This window comes from Mucilaginibacter sp. A5337 (assembly GCF_059690695.1).
On the sequence record NZ_JCAWEC010000005.1, the window covers coordinates 552,885 to 575,460 of the forward strand.

15 protein-coding genes are annotated in these 22,576 nt (G+C 43.4%); 2 read left to right on the plus strand and 13 right to left on the minus strand.

Translation table 11 applies throughout. The features are described 5' to 3' along the window. Nucleotides 1–3: 3 nt before the first annotated feature. The gene (gene ung / locus AC59JO_RS19545) at nucleotides 4–681 is read right to left on the minus strand and encodes a uracil-DNA glycosylase (protein WP_497307319.1); all 678 of its coding nucleotides are present in this window, start codon (nucleotides 679–681) and stop codon (nucleotides 4–6) included. 72 nt (nucleotides 682–753) lie between these two features. On the opposite strand from ung, the gene AC59JO_RS19550 reads away from it, so the two are divergent. Continuing rightward, entirely contained in the window at nucleotides 754–1,302 is a 549-nt protein-coding gene (locus AC59JO_RS19550; RefSeq protein WP_413667564.1) for a DUF2892 domain-containing protein, read from the plus strand. A 61-nt stretch (nucleotides 1,303–1,363) separates the two neighbouring features. On the opposite strand, the gene AC59JO_RS19555 is transcribed toward AC59JO_RS19550, so the two are convergent. The 4 genes from AC59JO_RS19555 to lysS form a co-directional block, all read right to left on the minus strand. After that, the gene (locus AC59JO_RS19555; protein ID WP_090527160.1) at nucleotides 1,364–1,582 is read right to left on the minus strand and encodes a hypothetical protein; all 219 of its coding nucleotides are present in this window, start codon (nucleotides 1,580–1,582) and stop codon (nucleotides 1,364–1,366) included. A 115-nt stretch (nucleotides 1,583–1,697) separates the two neighbouring features. Then, nucleotides 1,698–2,222, minus strand: a complete 525-nt coding sequence (locus AC59JO_RS19560) for a hypothetical protein (RefSeq protein WP_413667565.1) — start codon at nucleotides 2,220–2,222, stop codon at nucleotides 1,698–1,700. Between the two features lie 2 nt (nucleotides 2,223–2,224). Beyond that, on the minus strand, nucleotides 2,225–3,160 hold the full coding sequence (locus tag AC59JO_RS19565; protein WP_413667566.1) for a hypothetical protein: 936 nt from the start codon (nucleotides 3,158–3,160) through the stop codon (nucleotides 2,225–2,227). A 115-nt stretch (nucleotides 3,161–3,275) separates the two neighbouring features. Further along, on the minus strand, nucleotides 3,276–4,997 hold the full coding sequence (gene lysS, locus AC59JO_RS19570; protein ID WP_413667567.1) for a lysine--tRNA ligase: 1,722 nt from the start codon (nucleotides 4,995–4,997) through the stop codon (nucleotides 3,276–3,278). 205 nt (nucleotides 4,998–5,202) lie between these two features. On the opposite strand from lysS, the gene AC59JO_RS19575 reads away from it, so the two are divergent. Then, nucleotides 5,203–6,096, plus strand: a complete 894-nt coding sequence (locus AC59JO_RS19575; protein WP_497307323.1) for an SMP-30/gluconolactonase/LRE family protein — start codon at nucleotides 5,203–5,205, stop codon at nucleotides 6,094–6,096. 299 nt (nucleotides 6,097–6,395) lie between these two features. Here the strand turns inward: AC59JO_RS19575 and AC59JO_RS19580 are convergent, their stop codons facing one another. From AC59JO_RS19580 to AC59JO_RS19615, 8 genes are all read right to left on the minus strand, one after another. Next, nucleotides 6,396–7,841 carry a DNA/RNA non-specific endonuclease gene (locus AC59JO_RS19580; RefSeq protein ID WP_497307325.1) on the minus strand — a complete coding sequence of 482 codons (1,446 nt, stop codon included), beginning with the start codon at nucleotides 7,839–7,841 and terminating at the stop codon, nucleotides 6,396–6,398. Between the two features lie 132 nt (nucleotides 7,842–7,973). Then, entirely contained in the window at nucleotides 7,974–9,122 is a 1,149-nt protein-coding gene (locus AC59JO_RS19585; protein ID WP_413667570.1) for a hypothetical protein, read from the minus strand. Nucleotides 9,123–9,143: 21 nt separating this feature from the next. Further along, complete coding sequence (locus AC59JO_RS19590) at nucleotides 9,144–12,092, minus strand: TonB-dependent receptor domain-containing protein (RefSeq protein ID WP_413667571.1); 2,949 nt, start codon at nucleotides 12,090–12,092, stop codon at nucleotides 9,144–9,146. Nucleotides 12,093–12,251: 159 nt separating this feature from the next. Continuing rightward, nucleotides 12,252–13,442 (minus strand): FecR family protein, encoded by a 1,191-nt coding sequence (locus tag AC59JO_RS19595; protein ID WP_497307327.1) that lies wholly within the window; start codon nucleotides 13,440–13,442, stop codon nucleotides 12,252–12,254. A gap of 365 nt (nucleotides 13,443–13,807) precedes the next feature. Next, nucleotides 13,808–14,401 carry an RNA polymerase sigma-70 factor gene (locus AC59JO_RS19600; RefSeq protein ID WP_497307329.1) on the minus strand — a complete coding sequence of 198 codons (594 nt, stop codon included), beginning with the start codon at nucleotides 14,399–14,401 and terminating at the stop codon, nucleotides 13,808–13,810. Between the two features lie 272 nt (nucleotides 14,402–14,673). Continuing rightward, nucleotides 14,674–17,532 (minus strand): M16 family metallopeptidase, encoded by a 2,859-nt coding sequence (locus AC59JO_RS19605; protein ID WP_497307331.1) that lies wholly within the window; start codon nucleotides 17,530–17,532, stop codon nucleotides 14,674–14,676. A gap of 359 nt (nucleotides 17,533–17,891) precedes the next feature. Next, on the minus strand, nucleotides 17,892–19,337 hold the full coding sequence (locus tag AC59JO_RS19610) for a TolC family protein (protein WP_497307333.1): 1,446 nt from the start codon (nucleotides 19,335–19,337) through the stop codon (nucleotides 17,892–17,894). 12 nt (nucleotides 19,338–19,349) lie between these two features. After that, entirely contained in the window at nucleotides 19,350–22,514 is a 3,165-nt protein-coding gene (locus AC59JO_RS19615; protein ID WP_497307335.1) for an efflux RND transporter permease subunit, read from the minus strand. Between the last annotated feature and the right edge of the window lie 62 nt (nucleotides 22,515–22,576).

The following is a 22,576-nucleotide window of genomic DNA, read 5'->3' on the forward strand; positions in this document are numbered from 1 at the left end:
GGGCTAATGTATTTGCCAGTCAATTTCTTTTTTGCCCTCTTTCTTCAATATCTCATTGGTTTTTGAAAAAGGCTTACTGCCAAAAAAACCGCGATCGGCTGAGAAAGGCGAGGGATGAGGGGAACGAATAATAAAATGTTTCTTTTCGTCTATCAAAACTGCTTTTGATTGGGCAAAAGCTCCCCAAAGTATAAATACAATGCCTTCTTTTTTATCAGAGATGGTTTTGATCACCTCATCAGTAAATTCTTCCCAACCTCTTTTTTGGTGCGAGCCTGCATTGCCAGCCCTAACGGTTAGTGTAGCATTCAATAACAACACACCTTGTTTAGCCCATTCTTCGAGGTTGCCATGCGCTGGGATTTTAAATCCCGGAATATCGTTTTGAAGCTCTTTATAGATATTCATGAGTGAGCGGGGGATGGCAATGCCTTTTTGCACTGAAAATGAAAGGCCATGAGCCTGGTGCGGCCCGTGGTAGGGGTCCTGCCCCAATATTACTACCTTTACATTATCAAAATGTGTGGTGTTAAAAGCATTGAAGATCTCGCCGTTTTTAGGATAAACAACTTGCCCCGATTGCTGCTCTTCCTTTAAAAATTGTTTAAGTTTTACCATGTAAGGTTTATCAAATTCATGTTTTAAAACCTCGAGCCACGATGGTGGTAATGCAATCGCCATAAATATTTAGATAGAAGTTGATTAAGCGTACAAATAAACAGATATTTGCGCTAATATTAGTATCACAAAATTATGTCAAATATTGTTCGGTTAGTTATTGCTTGTGTAGTGATGGGTACGGCGGTCGCGCTTTGTGCATTCGGCTTTTGGGGATGGGGTATTCCAGTTTTGTTAATAGGCGGTATTATACTGCTTAGCTTCTTCTTTAACGAAAACATGATCATTGCCCAGTATTTTTTACGCAAGGAAAATTCTGAAAAATCAGAAGAGTGGTTGTTAAAAATTACCGATTACGAAAAACAGCTGCATAAAAACCAGCATGGTTATTACAACTTGCTGATCGGCTTGATTGAATCGCGCAAAGCGCCAATGAAATCGGAGAAATACTTTAAGAAAGCTTTATCGCTGGGAATGAAGATGTCGCATAATGTTGCGTTGGCGAAGTTAAGCCTGGCCGGTATTTCAATGGCAAAACGTAACAAGCGCGAAGCCCAAATGTATTTGTCAGAAGCTTCAAAGGATGATAAGAACAAATTGCTTACCGAGCAGATCAAAATGATGAAAGGCCAGTTGGCACAGATGGATAAGCAGGTAGTAAGGGGTGGATATCGTCAGTTCTAAGAAAAAGAACAAATAGAAAAAAGGAATAAAAAATAAAAGGGACGCGAAAACCGCGTCCCTTTTATTTTTCTTCAATGGCGCTGAAATAATCAGGCGTAGCTGAATGGTTTTGATAAGGCTGAACGTAGCTGTCTGTGTATGATGAATATTCAGATTCTTCAGACGGGTTGGCCACTTCAACAAGTTTCAATAAACTCCTGATGAACGACAGGTTGAAATTGCTCCTGTTAAGTTTGATTAGGTATTCGTTTTCGGTGATCTCCAATATTGAGTTGGTCATGATATTTTGTAATATATGTTTATTACAATATTAGCTAACTCTTTTTAAATGAAAGTATTATTTTTTTTAAGCTTTTGTTAAGAAATTGTGATAGCCGGATTTTCGTTTGTTAGCATTATTTAAAAAGCAGCGAAGGTAAGCCAACGCCGATACCAATACCGTAGAAAAAATCGGCCCAGAAGAAACGCAGCACATTAAATAGATAAATCAGTCCGATAATTGGAAAAGATACGATGGCTAACACGTTTTTTTCTTTGGCTTTCACTTTTGCCTGGTCAAATAAGTTTTTGGCATCCTGGTTTGATGGTATTGCATGCATACCTATCGACACGCCAAGCCACATCAAAAAATACGATAACGGGTGATCGACATTGAAATAACTAATGGGGATATAAGCCGGGATGCAAATAAGCAGGCATAATAAGGTATTTATAAAAAACGGGCCCATGCTTATTAAAAAGGTTGTATAAAAATTGTTGGTGTTTTCATGAATCACATAACCTACCGGGTTGGCAAATCTGAAATAACAAACATCGAAAACAGCTACTTTGCGTAACCTGCAAAAAAACAGGTGTGCAAACTCATGTACAATAACGCCGGGAAAGGTAGCAATAGAGATAAGAATACCAGGAATGAACATATTTATTTGTTTAAAGCAGAGGTGTAACCATTAGGGAATTTTTTCAGAAACTCGTCACGACTGATGATTTGTTTGCTATCAATCCTATATAAGATCCGGCCTGTATAATCTTTTGATACAGCGCTGGTATCATCCATTTTTCTGGCCTTTTGAAGGTATTGCAGCGAAAGCTGTTTTAGCGAGTCCTGTCCATTTTGTGCGTATAAACAGGCATATGCCGAGGCTACTCCTGCCCATGATTGGGCTACTGTAGAATCAAGCCCTAAAATAGCTCTTGATGTTTTTAAAAACATGGGGTAATCTTTTTTGTCATAAGCAACGCCAATTTCGGAGTTGAGTACCCACTGGTTAATGTGAAAATCAGCGCCCAGGTCTGTGCATTTGTTAAATTCGGCTAAAGCAAAAGCTGATTTATCTTTTGACAAAAATTCAATACCACGGAAATAGGCGGCCATTTGTACAAGATCGCGGGTTTCGGGCACCTCCTCGGCCGCTTTGGTCATTAATTGTGCCGCATTTGAAACATCTGATTTTGAAAAAGCCATATTGGCTTTGTTTAAATTATTGTACGCCGCATAAAAGCGCCAGTTCCAGAATATGGAAAATACAACCAGCAATAGTACACCGCCAAAAAAGAGCTTAACCCACAGCGGGAAGATCTTTTTTTCGAGATCGACGCTGCAGCTGTCGCAAATAGGATAAACCGAAAGTTTGTTAAGCGGTGTTCCATAATCCGTTTTGCATAATGCGCATACCGCATCAGGATTTGCTATTTCTTCAGGAGTTTTGGCTTCTTGAGCCGGCACACTATTTTCATTGGTTTCCGGAAGTTCTCCTTCGCCCGAAAAATATGCGGTAAAATTAGAGGTTGGCCGCATTATGGCCTTCTGAGGGAAATGTTCTCTTTTAAAAGTGAGAACGCGCAGGTTTAATTTCATTAAAATGTGATATGATCAAGGTGGATTTACACAGTGATTTTTATTGCTGTGTAAATCCTATTTCAAATATATCACAAAATGCAGAATTAAAAAAAGAAGTTACTGTTATATATCACTATGCAAACCAAGCCATTACCTCTTCTTTGGTTGGCATAGTAATATCCAGTTTTAATTTTTTGCGCATTCCGCCAAGATCGTTAAATACTTTGTTGGGGTTAGCTGCTTTTAACTCTTCAACGGTATTGAAGCCCATTGCATTTAAAACCGGTATCCACTCGGTACGTACACCGATTTTTACAAAATCTTCGGCTGTTGCAACTTTAGCCTTTTTCTCGGGGCGCATTTGGGGGAAGAATAATACTTCCTGGATGGTGCTTTGATTAGTCATCAACATAACCAATCTATCGATACCAATACCTAAACCTGATGTTGGCGGCATACCATATTCAAGGGCGCGTAAAAAGTCGTCATCCATTGCCATGGCTTCATCATCACCACGACCGGCAAGGATCAACTGCTCTTCCAAACGCTCGCGTTGGTCAATTGGATCGTTAAGTTCAGAGTAAGCGTTTGCTATCTCTTTACCATTAACGAATAACTCGAAGCGCTCTACCAGCCCGTCTTTAGTACGGTGCTTTTTGGCAAGCGGAGTCATTTCGATAGGGTAGTCGGTAATATAAGTAGGCTGGATCAGGTGATGCTCAACTTTAGCGCTGAAGATCTCATCGATCAGCTTGCCTTTGCCCATACTTGGGTTGATTTCTATTTTCAATTCTGCGCAAACCTCGCGTAAACCAGCTTCATCCATGGCTGATACATCGATACCAGTATATTTCAGGATCGAATCATACATGGATAGCTTTTCGTACGGGCCTGCGAAGTTAATTTCATTGCTGCCAACCTGTACAACAGGAATGCCGTGAACCGCTCTTGCAACAGTCTCCAGACATTCTTCAACCATGGCCATCATCCATATGTAGTCTTTATAGGCTACATAAATTTCCATAGCGGTAAACTCCGGGTTGTGGGTACGGTCCATACCCTCGTTACGGAACATTTTACCAAATTCATAAACGCCGTCAAAGCCGGCTACGATAAGCCTTTTTAAGTAAAGCTCGTTGGCGATACGTAAAAATAGCGGCATATCAAGCGTGTTATGATGGGTAGCAAACGGACGGGCCGCTGCGCCACCATGTACAGGCTGTAGGATAGGGGTTTCAACCTCCATCCATCCCTGACCATTAAAGTAATTGCGCATAGCGCTGATCACTTTTGAGCGGTTGATGAAAATTTGTTTATAATCCGGGTTAACGGTTAAGTCAACATAACGCTGACGGTAACGCAATTCAGGGTCGGTAAAGCCATCGTGGATGGTTCCGTCGTCTTCACGTTTAACAACCGGCAGTGGCTTCAACGATTTTGAAAGTACAACCAATTCACGTACGTGAACCGAGATCTCGCCGGTTTGGGTAGTAAAAACGTAGCCTTTTACGCCAACGTAGTCACCAATGTCCAGCAGTTTTTTAAATACAGTGTTATATAAAGTTTTATCCTCACCAGGACAAATATCATCGCGTTTCAGGTAAATCTGCATGCGACCGGTTGAATCCTGTAATTCAGCAAACGATGCGCTGCCCATGATACGGCGGGTCATGATCCTGCCTGCAATTACAACATCCTGGTAGGCCTCGGGTTTATCCTTAAAATTATCGGCTATGTCCTGTGCCCAGGCGTTAACATTAAAAGCTTCGGCAGGGTAAGGGTTAATACCCAGTGCACGTAACTGTTGTAAGGATTCGCGGCGAATAATTTCCTGTTCGGATAATGCAATACTCATGTGATGTACGGTATTTTAATAAAGGTGCAAAAATAGCGTTTTTAATTAGTTCTTTTTAATGAGATTGTGAATAGTGCTAAATGATAGGTTATTCAACTCATCAACCATACAAATCCACTACTTGTATCAAATATTTTACCCCTGTAAAATAATCAGTCTCAAAAACATATTACTTTAGCAAAACCATTATAACATTCCGTAAACTATGAAAAAACTCCCTGCTCTTATTCTGTTTATATCGGCACTGTCAGTTAAGGTATTCGCCCAAACTGAAACCAATTTGTACGAACCCAATACCAAACCTCAGTTAGTGGCCAAACAATTTTCGTTTACCGAGGGACCTGCTGTTGATAAAAAAGGTAATGTGTTTTTTACCGATCAGCCTAATAACAAGATCTGGAAATACGATACTGATGGCAAGCTTTCTGTTTTCCTGGATAGCGCAGGCCGGTCAAACGGGATGTATTTTGACAAAAAAGGTAACCTGATTAGTTGTGCCGATGCTGACGACCAGCTTTGGTCTATCAGCCCTAAAGGTAAGGTGACTGTTTTACTGAAAGATTACCAGGGGCATAAATTTAACGGCCCTAATGATGTTTGGGTACGTCCAGATGGTGGCATTTACATCACCGATCCCTATTACCAGCGTGATTACTGGACCCGCAAACAACCGGACCTCGACGGACAAAAACTGTATTTCCTGGCCAAAGGCAAAGCACCGGCTATAATGGTTGATGATAAATTTGTACGCCCTAATGGCATCATAGGCACACCGGATGGCAAGACCCTGTATGTTGCCGATATCGGTGATAACAAAACCTACCGTTATGATATCAATAAAGATGGTACCCTATCTAACCGCACCCTGTTCATCGCTATGGGATGCGACGGGATGACAATCGACGAACATGGCAATATTTATATGTGCGGCAAAGGCGTTACTATAGTTAATCCCAAAGGCGAAAAGATAGGCCATATCGATATTGACGAACCATGGACTGCTAATATCTGTTTCGGTGGAAAGGATAAGAACATCCTGTTTATGACAGCCTCCAAAGCGGTTTACGTTTTAAAAATGAATGTAAAAGGAGTGGACTGATCTCACCCTAATATGGTATCAGTATTAGCAAATAAGCATAAACGGCAGGTGTTCAATTTTTAAAAGTGTGAACACTTGTTGTTTTTGTTTGAGTTTTATTGCTTGATAATCAGGTGTTTATAAATAATAAAAAAATGTATGATAAGCTGAATTGAACGGCTTGTTTCTGATAATCAGATAGTTGTAAAAATGAATTTAAAAAAGCTGAACACCCGTTTTTAAAAAGTTGAACACTTCAAAAATATCAACAAAAAGCCGAAGGTAGTACCTCCGGCTTCTCTTTTTCAAATTATTGGCTTTTAAGATCCTGAAGCGCCGGTATCTACCTTAACTTCAAGTGCTGTCCTAACTGAAGCAGGCAGGCTTGATAGCAGAGTATAGCCTGTTGCGGTTTCAATATCCTTGATGGTAGTAATGTACTTAGTCCAGTCAGAATTGATGGTGTTGATATTAGGCGTGTTTACCGCTATAACCCTTGTTGAAGCGGTAACCCTTGCTACGTCACCATCACCTTTTGGAATGATGAGGGCAACTTTCCAAACGTTGCTTGGTACGTTTACGTGACCGCTGTTAATTGTGCTGGCGGCACCGTTTGATCCGATACCCCCGGTGCCATAGCTGCCCATAATAATATAAACCTCGTTACCGGCAACTACCTGCTCGCGCAAATAATTTTCAAGGTTTGCCCAGGTTTGCTGATTGTTTTGAGGCGCCTGCGGTATCATGTTGGTCATGAGGAAAGTTGATGAGTTAGCATCAGTTGAGCTGGTACGGTCGGCCGAAGGGCAATTATGCCCCCTGTCGAACCCGCTGCCCGAGTAGCTGTTGCTCTCTACCTGGTACCATGTTGCCGGCAAGCCGCTCCAGCCTGCAAAATTATCAAGGCGACTGGTAGCATTGGTTGTATTGGTAGCATCAAGGTGCCAGCTAACCCAGTTTGGCTCGCCTTTGGTTGCGTTATATGACTCTACATAGTATTTCTGGTCTATCAGATAGTTATCCATTGAGGCCAGTGTAGAAAGCGCGTTTGATGGGTTGCCGAAAAGCAGGTTACTGTTATCGCCGCTTGTGGGGGGCGCATCAGCACCGGCAGTAACATCACGCGGAGTTGATGCACTTGAGCCTCCGGCTGTATCGCCGCTGCCGGTATCTGGTGTACCAATGGTTATACCCGGATCGCCGGTACCTTTAAAGGTAATATCATCAATATTGATGCGGGTTGTACCTGCTTTTTTAATCTCGAACCTGACTTTGCCTGTAACGCTAACTTTAAATGAGTCGGTTACCAGTGTTGTATTGGTTTCGGTAATATCTGCGCCTACCTGGGTGTAATTCGCTCCTCCGTCGGTCGACATCAGTAACTGCCATGTCGATGTGGCATCGGTACCATATTTGCCGTGTTTTATATACAAAGTTTTAAGGCCATTGATATCAAAATTCATGGTGATATCCCCGGTACGGATCCTTACCGATTTACTGCCATCTTTCAGGTCGGCGGCAAGATTACCTATTAGTGCATCGTTAAAATTCCAGCTGCCTGTACTCAGGCTTACATCTGCCGCTGCATAGGCAGTTTTACTTCCCTGTTCAAAATCCTCGGTAATGGTATAAGGAACTGGAGCAGGGGGCGTTGTTACCGTAGTATCGCCGTTTTTTGGTGGGGTAGGCGAGTTTTTGAGGTCTTTTGAACATCCGGCAAAGGTTAAGGTCAAACCCAGGCCGATTAGCAGGTTGTTGATTTTCATAATCGTTGTTTTTTATGACAGATAAATACAAAGCACAGCCAATGCGGTTACGCTGCGCTAATTTTAAAACCGGAAAGATTTAGGGGAAACAGAACACAGGAGCATGCAATTCACATGCTCCTGCGTGTAAGATTATTGCGCAATTACAAAGTCGTTGCCGTTGTAAGTGAACGTTTTAGAAGTATTGGAAGTTTTTCCGAAACTGTAAACCGTATAGGTCACAATATATTTCTGGCCCGGGTTAGCTGTGGCCTTATATTTTTCAACTAACACAGCGCTAAGGGCGGCGTTCAGATCAGCATCGCTCCAGAAAGTAGCGTCAGTAGCGGCACTAATGTTAAAATCAGGGTATTGCGCAACGTTAGCCCTTGCAGCAGCGGTGCCGGCTGTAGTTTGCGTACCGATATAGGTATAGTCATCTTTAACCAAAGTATAGCTGATAGCGCTGTTAAGCAGCCATTTGCTGTTATTCCTTTCAAACGATAACGTTTCGGCTGTTGAACCGGTAATCCAGTTGTTGCCATCAAACGCAAGTGCAATGACCCTTTGGCTTGTAACCTTGCTTGCACTGTAATAATTAAAGCTCACATATTTAACGTCGCCGGTTTTGGCAGTTGCCATAAGCGCTATATCAGCCTTTAATATCCCATTGATATAAGCTGTAAGGCTGGCATCATCGGCAGAGGTGAACTGGTTGTAGCTTGACCTGCCTACCGAAGCATATTGAGCCGGAGTAAGCATATAAATTTGCTGCCATGCGCCATTCAGGTACAGGTATGAAAATGTTTGTACCGTTGTAGTGCCCGAGTAATAGTTAAATGTTAATACCGCCAGTTGATTTGGCACCGGGTTTTGTGTTTTAGGGCCGTAAGGCAACCATGACAATATCTGCGCAGCACTAAAATCGGTATACTTGTTGCCTGGTAACAGTAAATAATCGGCATTGGTGAGGGTATAGGCAACATCTTTATAAACGCTATCTGCTAAGGTGATTTTTGGCGTACCTATAGCAAACGTTACGTCGGCTGTTGATTTGTCATCAACCCGCGGGTATTTTGCAGCTAAGATCTGCGGTACATATAGCTTGGCGTCGGCATCCGAAGCAAAGTTATTGCTTGTTGATGCGTAGATAGTTGCATCCAGTAATTTATAATCGGCAGGCAATAGTGTTAGCGTAAGTGCCGGGGTATGTTTAGGAGCCGAATCAGGGATTACAGGCTGTTTTTGACATGCCGTAAAAAACAAAGCTGTAAAGGCTAATAAATAAAATATCTTTTTCATTTTAATTACTTAAAAGTTTTATTAAAATTTAATTTTTAAACTGGTTACAAACGTTCTGCCTAAGCCGTAGTAAACCAATGTGCTGGCTGCATTGCCGGTTAGGTTAGCGTCATACGAGTCGGCTATATATTTGGTGTTAAGCAGGTTGTTTACGTTGCCAATTAATACAGCATTTAAACCTGCAATTTTAAACCTGAACACACCGTTAAGGTTCCAGATAGAGTAGTTCGGCAATTTGTATGGGTGCATATTCGGCTGCCCCGCATTTGCAAAGTTGAAGTCTGAATAGTAGTTGCCATAGTAAAAGTAATTACCGCCGATAGTCAGATCGGGCAATACATCTATATCAGCACCTAAAGCCGCTGTAGTTTGTGCAGCATCGCCCACTTTAATATCTTTCAGGTAAACTTTGTTAACTGTTTTTACAGCCTGCTGTTGCGAGTTATAAACGGTAGACGGGCCTGCATCATTGGTGTAATGCCAGTCGCCGTATGATAACATGCCGTTTAAAGTGATCTCTTTAATAGGCTTTAATTTCATTTCAAGTTCAAGGCCCTGGTGCAATTCGTCAACACCGGCAACGTTCACTGTATAAAGCTGGTTGGTAGCCTGATCAAAGTAAGCGGTAGCAAATGATTCGTCGTTATATTGAGTTCTGTAGGCGTTTAATTTAGCACTGAAGTGCGCCAGTTTAAGGCCATAACCCAGCTCATAGCTCAACAGTTTTTCAGATACTGAACTTGGGTTGATATTGTTGGTGAACTTTTGGAATATGTTGTCAAAGTAAGGCGGTTTGGTCATGTAACCTACGTTGGCAAACACGTTCATGGCATCATTGATGTTGTAGTTTGCACCGCCTTTAGCCTGGTAGTTAAAGAAGTTTACGTATTTGCTGGTTTGGTTCGGATCGCTGTTCAGGTAGTTATAATAGTCGGTACGTTTGTTGCCGGTACCGGTTCCTGTAACGGTTACAAAGGCCGAGAAATCATCTTTTGAATATTCGGCCTGAGCAAACGCGCCGCCCGATATTACGTTGTCTTTGTTATAATAACCAATTTTATCGCCAACAATAGCACGATGCTCAGGGTTGTTGATATCGCCCGAACGGCTGCCAAGGTTACTGGCCGAAGTAAACGGATCGTAAACATAATCGGCACCTAATAAATCGGTTACTGTTTTATAGTGAGTGCCTTTGTATGATCTTAAGTCGACACCAGCCGATAGGTTGATTGATTTGCTTAACTCGGTACGGTAGGTACTTCTTACGCCATACCAGGTATGGTCATTATGTGATGAGTAGAAGTAAGTGCTTGCAGAACCATCCGGATTAGCAAAGTTTGCTTTTTCGGCTGCCGTATAGTCATATGGCGAATAAAGGTTGCTTATCCTTGGCGCTTCGCCCTGGATGCCGCCACCACCACCTGTACCGTAAGTTGCGTAAAATACAGTTGATAAGCTTGAGCTGCCATTGATATTCCACTCATGGTTTAAAGAGAATAATGGCTTGCTGAAGTTGTTGTTATAAGGATTGATCTGTTTGCCATCCTTAACACCCAGCTCATAGTTCCAGCGGATGCCTTGAGGTGCGTTTTGCCAGTCGGAGATCAGCTCATCCGGCCTTTGGCCGTGCGTTTGGTTAGCACCCATTACCGAAAGCGATAATGTTTGGTTTGGTGTAAGCTGTTTTGATATGTTAAAGAAGTAGTTATAACCTAAAAAGTTTAAGCCATCGGCATTACCACGACCTTGAGTCCTGCTGCCCTGGAAGGTTGCTGCCCAGCCATTTTTATCCAGGCCGGTTGATAACAGAACGGCTGTTTTTTCATAGCCATCGCTACCGATGCCCTGCGAAATATAGCCACCTTTTTCGGTCTCGGTACCGCGGGTAGTGATGTTGATGGTACCACCAAAAGAAGGCACAATGATTTTTGACGCACCTAAGCCGCGTTGTAATTGTAATGAAGTAGTAACATCAGTAAGGCCCGAAAAATCCGACCAGTACAATGAACCATTCTCCATGTCATTAACAGGGATGCCGTTAATGGTTAAAGCAACGTTACCTTTTTTTGATCCGCTGTTGAAACCGCGGATGTTTATGCGCGAATCGCCATAGCCGCCATCACCCTGGGTGGCCATTACACCCGGTACAACGCTCAATAATTGCGGAATATCCTGGTTGCCCAGTTTTTCTTCAATAAAACGCTGATTTAAGGTTGTTACAGCAACAGGTGTTTTACGGTCAATAGCTACGTCGCCGGTTACTACAACTTCGTGCATTGAGCTTGCGCTTGATTTAAGCTCAATTTCACCAAGATTGTTAGTGCCCGAAAGCGTAATTTCTTTGGTGATATAACCGATGTATGAAATAACCAACACAGTGCCATCACCATTTTCAAGGTTTAATTTGAAAGTACCGTTCAGGCTGGTTGAGGTAGCTTTGCCGCCACCTTTAACACCAACTGAAGCGCCGATAAGTGGTTCTTTAGTAGTTGCGTCAATAACTTTACCGGTGTACAAGGAGGCTGGCGCGTTTGCTGAGTTTGCAGATGCCTGTGTGTTTTTTTCTTTTACTACAATAGTATGGCCTACAATAGCATAAGTAACAGGCTGGCCTTTAAACACCCTGTCAAGCACTTTTGTTAAGGCTTCGTTTTTTACATTTAACGATACCTTGTTGCTGCCTGCAAGCAGTTCGGTTTGCATAAAAATGTCGTAACCGCTTTGCTGCTCAATTTTGTTTAGTACTGTTTGGAGACTGCTGTTCTTTTCGGCTAAAGTGATGTTTTGGCTGAAACTTTTAGCGCTGAGATGCATGCAAACTGCAAATAACAGGACGGCGATAAGCTTAATCCGCATAATAAATTTTCTTTTTGTATCCGGGCTTATCCGGAAAAAACCTTTGGTGGCGTTTTTGAATTTATTTACCCGGCCATCGTTGTGTACAGGCACAGGAAATGTAGAAAAATCCATATTTTTGTTTTGGGTTGATTAGTTTAAAAAGTATTTAGTCGATATGATTTGGATTATGTTCGCCCGAAAATATAGCCGGAAGTGGTTGCAACACTTTCGGTTTTTTTATGGGCCAAATTTGGTAAACCGGCCTTGCCGTTTACTGCATATTGGATCTTGTTATGATTTTACTATAATCTTCCTCCCGTTAATTGTGAAGTTTAAGCCACTTGTTTTTAGAATTTCAAATATTTGTGATACAGGTACATTGCGCGATATACGCCCCATGTAATGTTTTTGTGCTGTTTTGCCCTGGTATTCCACATCTACATCATACCAGCGGGACAGCTGGCGCATAATGGTTTGCAGATCGGTATTGCTGAAAACAAATTTTCCGTTTTTCCAGTCCACTGCTTCGTCAACATTGGCATTCTCAGTGATATTGATGCTGTTTGATATATTGATGGCCTGTTCACCGGGTTTTATTTTAACCGACTGGCCGGCATTATTGGTAACCCGCACACTGCCCTCAAGCAGGGTGGTTTTAGTTGCACCTTCGTCGGTGTAGCTGTTTATGTTGAAATGTGTGCCCAAAACAGTAACTGTTTGGCTTGCGGTTTTTACATTGAATGGTTTTGAAGGGTCTTTGCTTACCTCAAAATAAGCTTCGCCGGTAAGCTCAACCCTGCGTTCGTTGCCGGTAAAGGCAGTTGGATATTTTATTGATGATGCCGCGTTTAACCAGACTTTTGTACCATCGGGCAAAACAATCTGGTATTGGCCGCCGCGTGGGGTAGCCAGCATATTCATAGCAATGGCTTCGGCAGGAGCGGGGGCTGTTAGGCTTTGGGCATTATCAGTAGCTTCATAAACTACCTTGCCGTTTTCATCTTCTTTAATTACTGCATGTTGCTGACTTGCAATTTGGCCGTGTTTGGCGCTGTCCAAAACTATAGTTGAGCCATCAGCAAGCGTAAGCACTGCTTTGTTTGTTCCCGGCGGGATATCCTTATACTGATTGACGAGATTTTGCGGCTGATCTGAAGGGCGGCGTTTGTTTAGAGTAATGGTTAATGCGGCCAGCAAAATAACAGCGGCTGCGTATCCTATCCATCGTAAGTTGCTGCTTTTACGTTTAAACCCTGTGCCTTTGGCGATATTTTGCCATGCTTTGGCTTTATTAGTTGCCGAAAAGGTTTCCAGTTCATTATTGAGCTGGTGTTCGTCGGTTAACTTTTTGAATAATTCCTGATTGCTGGCGTCAGCCTGGAGCCATTGGTCAAGCTGGAGTTTTTCCTGTTCGCTCAGTTCGTTTCGCATATATTTTGCGATCAGCTGGCCCAGGTCAAAGTATGGGTCGTAATTATTCATTTTTCCTTTTCGTACATAAAGACACCTTCATTTTGAAAGTGGATAAAGGCAGGTGCATATTTTTTAATTTTTTTTTGAGTGATGGAAAATTGCGTTTGAAATAAAGCGCAAATACGAGGCACCTACGGAACCGAAACGTTGTGCATTATGTCTACAAACACGTTACTCCTACGGAGTTTTGTATACATACTGTAAATACACAACAGTATTATCTCAAAGTCGATAAACTTTTTTAGGACGAGACACGTAGTTTTTCCAAACTCCGTAGGAGTAACGTGTTTGTAGACAAAATCAGAGATATATTTTGGCTCCGTAGGTGCCTCGTGTTAAAGAAGAGGGAGGTTAATATAGCAGCAGGAGGAAGATTACCGCTTAAAAAAGCTTAAACCAAGCGCTATAAAAGCAGTAAACATTTCGGGCGAAAGTTTTACTCGCATCAGTTCAAGGGCGCGTTGCTTTTGTTTTTTGACGGTATTTACAGACATATCCAGTTCATCGGCAATTTCCTGGTTCTTTTTACCATCAAAATAGCCCATTATAGATATGGTGCGGTGGCTTTCGGGTAGGGAATATAATGCGGCGTGAATTTCGGCTACAGCTTCGGCCGTGATGATGGCTTCAATTACCGGCGCTTCTTCCGGTTCTTTATTGCCTTGATACTGAATGTATGCTTCAACAACTTTACTGTGTCTGATGGTATTTAAGCTTGCGTTGCGGACCGTACTGTACAGAAAGTTTTTTATGGCGATCTTATCCTGCATTACACTTTCGCGCTGGTTCCAGTATTTAATGAAAGCGTCCTGCACAAGATCTTCGGCCTGGTCTTTATCTTTTATCAGTTGGAGCGAGAAGTATACCAGCCTGTCGTAATATTCTTTGAAGAGAACATCCAGATCAACATTTTCTGCTGAAGCGGTAGTGTTATTCTTTTGCCCAAAAATTCCCTTTACAATACTCATTTATCTTTCTGGCAGAAATAAAACCTGAACCCAACGAAACAGCACCTTTTGTGCCGATAAAAACTTAATTCAAAATTGAACTTTATGTGTTCAATTTAAGTTAAATCAATGTTAATAAATGGGTTTTGAATAGTAACTTTTCAGTTGCAGAATTGCATTGTGAATAGAATTTTCGGCCCCAAATATTTTGTTTAACATTTTGATTTTCAATGCAAAAAGCCTTTATGCTGTTGCCGGCATAAAGGCTCTTATTTACTTGCTGTTACGTTAACTTATTGCTTTGGCTTGCCATCAGCATCAAGTTCAACAATAGGATACCCCAATTTTTGCAAACCAGGATAAATCCTGGCCTTATCGCCAACAACCAGGATGATCATGTTTTCGGGGTTGAGGTATTTTGAAGCCAGGCTGTTAATTTCGGCAGGAGTGATGGTTGATAAGATCTTGTTTTGCTCATCAACAAAAGTAGGTTTAAGATCATACTCCTGGATGCGTGATAAAAACGCTGCTTTTTGCGCGTTGGTTTCATAACGACGGGCATCGCTTTGACCAATAGAGGTTTGCGTGAACTTTAATTCATCCGGCGTAATACCTGTTTTTTGGTAATTGGTGATCTCCTTCATGAACTCAACCACCGAGCTATCGGTTGCGGTTGCCAGCACCCCTGCCGACGCGGTAAAATCGCCGCCATATCTGCCTGAACTGAATGATGAGCGTGCACCATAAGTCCAGCCTTTTTTCTCTCTAAGGTTAAGGTTAATATGACTATTGAATGCGCCGCCCAAAATGTAGTTGGCGATATTCAGTTTGTAATAATCACCTGTAGGGTCGTAGTTAAGTTTGTCGAGATAACCAATACGGATTTCGGATTGTGCGGCGCCCGGGATGTCAACGAGGTACAAGGTTGTTTTATCAAACGTTTTGCCTTCAACCGGGGCAGGCACGGTTATCTTTTTATCTTTCCAGGTGTTTAAGAAAGCAAGCGCCTTTTTTGCAGATGTCTCGCTAACATCGCCCACCACAACAATTTTAGTTAATGACGGTGAAAAGATTTTATCGTAATAATCCTGAACGTCCTGTAAAGTTATAGCCGCAACAGTTTCTTCATTGCCGCCGGCAGCGTAAGTGCGCACATTATCGGTACCGTAAAGGATTTTGTTGTAAACTGTGCTGGCTACGCCTGCGGGTTGGGTTTTAGCTTGTTTAAAACCTTCCAACGTTTGTTTCTTGATCCTGTCAAGTGCATCCTGGGTGAATTTAGGATGATATAGCCTTTCTTCGAGCAGTGACATGGTTTTGCCCAGGTTTTTGGTGAGCGACGATACTTCGGCGCTAATCTGATCTAAACTGGCGTAGAAAGTGATGCTGCTGCCCAGTTTGTCCAGCTCGGAGTTAAAGTCCTCGGCAGTGTACTTCTGCGTTTCTTCATTCATCATGCGCCCCACAATGCCTGCCAAACCCGCCTTTGACGGATCATTGATGGCAAACAAGCCGCCACCTTTAATGGATATCGACATAGATACCGATGGGATCTCGTTATTTTGGGTACCGATGATATTGATACCATTTGGCGTATTTGCAGACCAAATAACTGGTACTTTAATAGCTGGATTAGGGCCTACACCAGGTTTTACAGCACGGTCGAAACTATCTTTAGGTTTATGATAAGTTAAACCATTGTAACCATAATCAGGTGCTTTGTAACCTGTTGTGTCAATAGTAAAGTTATCGGGTGCAACCGGCTGCAGGTTACCGCCTTTAGGCAGCACACTTAATATAACTGCAGGTTTGCCTTTAATGTATTGGTTATAAACGCGCATAACATCCTCTTTAGTAACCGCGCGGATGGCTGCCAGTTCACGGCCGATCTGGTTAGGGTTACCGGTAAAGGTTTGCGCCTGCGCCAGTTCGGATACTTTACCGCTTACGCTCGATAAGCTGTTGATATAATCGGCTTCGGCAGTGGCTTTAAAACGGGCCAGGTCATCATCGCTCACACCTTTTTTCTCAAACTCGGTCAACGATTCATCTACCAATTTTTTTGCCTCAGCTAAAGTTTGACCAGGGAATGGAATAACCCGCATGCTGATCTCGCCGGCTAGTTCGGTATTTGACGAACTCATGGTAGCCTGCGCCGCCTTGCGGGTTTTTACAAAGTTTTTATAAAATATAGAGTTACGGCCCTGGCCAATAATGGCTGATAAAGCATCAAGCGGCGACATATCCTTGTCGTAGATTTTAACGCCAGGATAGCTCACAGACAATAATGGGAATTTGGCGTAGTTATCAGTATAGGATACATACCTGTCGGCTTTTAATACCGGTGCCGGTAACGACATGTTTTTTACCATTGGGCCTCTTGGGATGCTGCCGAAATATTTGCTTACCCAGGCTAATGTTTGTTTAGCGTTAAGGTCTCCGCCAATGGTAAGCGTGGCGTTGTTAGGGCCATACCATCTCAGGAAAAAGTTTTTAAGATCGTTAACACCTACTTTGTTCAACTCCTCGATATAGCCGATGGTGAGCCATGAATAGGGGTGACCGTATGGGTAAAGTGTTTTAGAAGCATACTGACCAACTAAACCGTACGGACGGTTATCATAATTCTGCCCGCGTTCGTTTTTTACAGTTGCACGCTGAACCTCGAATTTTTGTTGTGTAACAGCATCAAGCAGGAAACCCATTCGGTCTGATTCCAGCCACAACATTTTTTCGAGTTGATTAGCGGGTACTGTTTCATAGTAATTGGTGCGGTCGCGGTTAGTTGATCCGTTTAGCGTACCGCCGGCTTCTGTGATGATCTTGAAATGGTCGCCATTGGCTACATGGTCCGATCCCTGGAACATCATGTGCTCAAAAAAATGTGCGAAGCCTGATTTGCCGATCTCCTCGCGCGCCGAACCTACGTGATAAGTAATGTCAACGTGAACAAGTGGGTCGGAGTGGTCTTCGGCCAAAATAACGGTTAAGCCGTTAGGTAATACATACTTTTCATAAGGGATCACCAGCTCAGTTCCCTTGCGGGTGACTTTTTCAATGAGCCTGGGTTGCGCGCCGGTTTGGGCAGCGGCGTTAAAAGCCAGTGCAGCAATTGATGGGGCAATCAATGCATGCTTTAAAAGTTTGATCATTTGTGTTAATTGTTTAAGTAATAAGTCAGTCAATTGATGCTTCCTTTGGCAAGCATCGAAAGCTACTATATTAAGCAATTTATACTACTGGTTAATATTGTTGCGGTGTAATTTGATTTGTGTAACGGATTTGTGACGGGTGTGAAGTGGAAGCCTAATTCCCTCCCTTGGGAGGGGTGCGGCAGGATGTACGGTGGCGGGAGGGGTTTATACGACTTGGCAACGATCCGGCATCTTGCTGAAACCCCCTCCCTACACCGGGAATCGCACATTCCCACGCTTTTAAAAGCTTCAGAAATCAACATAACAAAAATGGGTACCCGTTATAAGTACCCATTTTTGTTAAAGTCAAGTCTTTATTATCTCCAGCCGCCACCTACAGCCTGGTATAAGTTAACCGAGCTTAAAAATATATTACGTTTAATACCGGCCAGTTCAAGTTCGGCATCAAGTACGCTGCGTTGTGCTGTTATTATTTCAAGGTAATTAGCCCGCCCAACAAGGTACAGATCGTTGGCAACAGACAGGGCGTTATTTAGTGATTGTAACTCCTGCTGTTTAAACTCAAAAGCGCGGTTGAAATTCTCTATCCCGCTCAGGTTGTTTTTCACTTCCTGAAATCCTGACAGGATACTTTTTTGATAATTGTAAACCGCTATTTTCTGTTCGGCAATGGTCCGCTCATATTCGGCTTTGATAGCTTTGCGGTTAAAGATAGGGGCGGTGATACCTCCTAAAATACCATACGTAAACGAAGCAGGATCAAACAACAGGTTTGCCCTGAAACTATTATAGCCAACATATGGAGTTAAAGTTAAGGTAGGGAAAAAGTTAGCTCTTGCTGCTTTAATATCGGCGTTCATGGCGGTAAGTTCCAGCTCGGCGCTGCGGATATCAGGGCGGTTCAATAACATTTGAGATGGAACACCTGTACCTATAACTACCGGAAGTTTTGTTTTCATGATAGAGGTATCCCGTGTTACGGTGCCCGAATAGCTTCCGGTTAAAAAACGAAGCTGGTTTTCAGTCTCGGTAATCTGCTGACGTGTGGTATACTCCAAACCTTTGGTACGGGCTAACTGTGCTTCAAACTGCTGAACAGCCAACTCTGTAGCACGACCGCCAAGCTTTTGAATTTTCACGATCTCCAACGCATGCTCCTGAAGCTTGATGTTCTTTTTGATGATCCCCATTTCTGTATCGTAAGCAAGCAGTTGGTAGTACAGTCCTGCAATTTGAGCTGTAAGCGCGGTTGTTACCAGGCGATAACCGCTTTGACTGGCCAGGAAGCGGGCAAAGGCCGCCTTTTTCTGGTTATTCAGCTTACCCCAAAGGTCAACCTCCCACGAGCTTTGAAAACCCAGGAAATAGTTAGGCACCGGGTTGGGGATATGTTGATCGCTATTGATGTTATTTGAAAAATTGGTATCATAATTACCTACACCGTTTTGCGTGTAATCGCCATATTTTTCAACGCCGGCATTGGCAGCGAGATTAATGGTAGGCAAAAGCTTTGATGCATTGAACCTCAAGTTGGCACGTGCGGCCTCAACCCTTTGTAGGGCGCTTAACAAATCGGGATTCGCTTTTAGGGCTGTGTCGATAAGGTTAACGAGCCTTTGATCGGCAAAAAACTGACCGATAGGCAAACTGGCAACCGTTGCGGTATCGGTACTATTATTAAATGTTGACGGCAGATTGGCGGTCACTTCCTGGCCCGTGACCGGTTTATAGCTTTTACAGCCGGCCATGATCACCATCAAAAGTGCCGTATTAAGTATATAGAAATTTGCTTTTTTTAGCATTGCAGGTCTTAATTAATTGTTGACGATATCGAGCTCATGATGAGTTACTTCTGTGGTCGACTTGTTCTTTTTATTCCGTTCGGCTAAACCGGCGAAGATGACATATAAGCCAGGGATAAGGATCAAGCCGAAAATGGTGCCCATCAGCATCCCTCCGGCAGCGGCCGTACCGATAGAGCGGTTACCCATGGCACCCGCACCGCTGGCCACGCAAAGCGGGATCAAACCGGCTATGAACGCCAGGGAAGTCATCAATATCGGCCGCAAACGGGAAACCGCGCCTTCAATAGCTGCTTTTAAAACGGTAAGTCCTTCTTTTTGCCTTTGGATAGCAAACTCAACTATCAGGATGGCGTTTTTACCCAGCAAGCCAATTAGCATTACCAGGGCTACCTGGGCGTAGATGTTATTTTCGAGCCCGGTTATCTTCAAAAAGAAGAATGCGCCGAAAATACCGGTAGGTAATGATAGGATAACCGGAAGCGGCAGCAAAAAGCTCTCATACTGGGCAGCCAGTAACAGGTAAACGAATATTAAACAGATCACAAAAATATAAATAGCCTGGTTGCCTGACAGGATCTGCTCACGCGTCATACCCGACCATTCAAAGGCGTAACCTTTCGGTAGTTTTTCGGCAGCTATCCGTTCAATGGCTTTAATCGCGTCGCCGCTACTGAAACCTTTATCAGCATCACCGGTTACCATGGCCGATGTGTACATATTGTAACGGGTAAGCTGCTCTGGGCCAAATACTTTCTCCATTTTTATGAACGTAGAAAATGGCACCATTTCGCCTTTATCATTCTTAACCTGCAGGTTTAAAACATCTTCCGGTCGCGACCTGTATTCGGGCGAGGCTTGTACCATCACCTTATACATTTGCCCGAACCTTATAAAATTGGAAGCATAAAAACTACCCATCAGTGTTTGCAGGGTCGACATGGCCTTATCAACAGTAATACCCTTTTGCGCCGCCGTTTGTTGGTCAACAGAGATCATATACTGCGGAAAGTTAGGGTCGAAACTGGTAAATGCCCCCGCAATCTCTGGCGAAGCATTAAGCGCATCGACAAAGTTTTTGGTAACATCGGCAGCCTTTTGTAAATCACCCTGGCCACTTCGGTCAAGTACCCGGATCTCGAAACCGCTGGCATTACCAAAACCAGGAACAGTAGGTGGCGGGAAGAACTGGATAGAGGCGTCGCCGATATTCTTTGTTTTGGCAGTCAACTCGGCAATGATATCATCCAATGATTCACTGCGTTCGTCCCATGGCTTAAGGTTGATCATGGCCATACCGTATGAGGCACCGGCTATCTCATTCACCAAACTATAGCCCGAAAGGGTTGAAACTGATTCGATAGATTTCATCGATTTGGTTTTGGCTTCAATCTCTTTCAAAACCTGTTCGGTACGTTCAACCGTTGCGCCGGCAGGTGTGGTTACGTTTACGTAAAGCATACCCTGATCTTCCGTAGGGATAAAACCCGTTGGCAAAATAGCACTGGTACCCCAGGTTAGTATGAAGAAGCCTGCCAGTAGCATCAAGGTAATTCCCTTACGAGGCGACAGATAGGTCATGAAAGTGGAATACTTCCCTTGTAACCTATTGTATTTATCATTAAAGCCACCAAAAAAACGCTGCATCAGGCTTTTCTTTTTGGGTGCGTGATTGTGCTTGAGCATAATAGCACAAAGGGCAGGAGTAAGCGTTAATGCGTTTACACCCGATATCACAATGGAGATAGCCAGCGTAAGCGAAAACTGCCGGTAAAACACACCAACCGGTCCCGACATGAAGGCCACCGGAACAAACACAGCCGACATTACCAAGGTAATGGCCACAATTGCCCCGCTGATCTCGCGCATAGCGCTAATCGTGGCATCCATGGCGTTCATGTGGTTTTCGGTCATCTTTACGTGTACGGCTTCCACAACAACAATCGCGTTATCCACCACGATACCTATAGCTAACACTAATGCAAATAATGTAAGCAGGTTAATGGAGAAGCCCAGCGTCTGCATAAAAGCCAGTGAACCAATAAGGGCCACAGGTACTGCTAAAGCAGGGATCAACGTTGACCGGAAATCCTGTAAAAAAATAAATACTACAATGAAAACCAATATGAAAGCCTCAACCAGCGTACGTAATACTTCATGTATAGATGCATCCAGAAAGCGGGATACGTCATAGTTTACGTTAAAGGTCATCCCGGCCGGGAACGAGCTTTCTTTAAGCTCGGCCATGCGAGTTTTGATGTTATTGATAACGTCGCGGGCGTTTGAGCCGGGACGTTGTTTTATCATGACTGATGCCGAAGGCTTGCCATCAGTATTGGATACCATACTGTAGGTTAACGACCCAAATTCAACATCAGCAATTTCTTTCAATCTTAATACCGAGCCATCTTCTTCGGCGCGGATCACAATGTTTTCGTATTGCTTAGGTTCAAAAAATTTACCCGGATAGCGCAATACATACTGCAGCATCTGCGGGGTTTTATCCGAGCTTTGGCCGGTTTTACCCGGTGCAGCTTCAACGTTTTGCGCACGGATAGCATCTATTACCTCATCGGTTGATACCTTGTAGGCCATCATCCTGTCGGGCTTAAGCCATACACGCATGGAGTATTCTTTAGCGCCCATGATCTCGGCCCTGCCTACACCATCAATTCGCTTAAGTTCCTGTAAAACGTTGATATCCGTGAAGTTATAAATGAACTTTTCGTCCATGCTGGTGTCCTGGCTCATGATGTTCAGGTACATCAGCATACTGTTTACTTCTTTCTCTGTAGTAACTCCGGCTTTAATAACCTCTTCCGGCATTTCGTCAATAATGGTGGCTACCCGGTTTTGAACGTTCACCGCAGCCTGGTCGGGATCAATACCCACGTTAAAATAGATCTGGATTACTGTCAAACCGTCGTTACTACAAACGGTAGACATGTAGGTCATGCCCGGAACGCCGTTGATAGCGCGCTCTAGCGGAGTAGCCACGGCTTTGGCACACACCTCAGCATTGGCGCCGGTGTAATTAGCGGTAACAGTTACCGATGGTGGCACGATATCCGGGAATTGTGTAACGGGCAGTGTTATCAAAGCCAGCACACCCAGCATGGTAATTATCAATGAGATAACAAGCGACAGCACTGGCCGCTTTATAAAAGTTTCGAACATAGTTTGTTAGGGTAAGTGTACAATAAACCTGTGCCGCGCGTTTACGCGGCAGGAAATGGAAA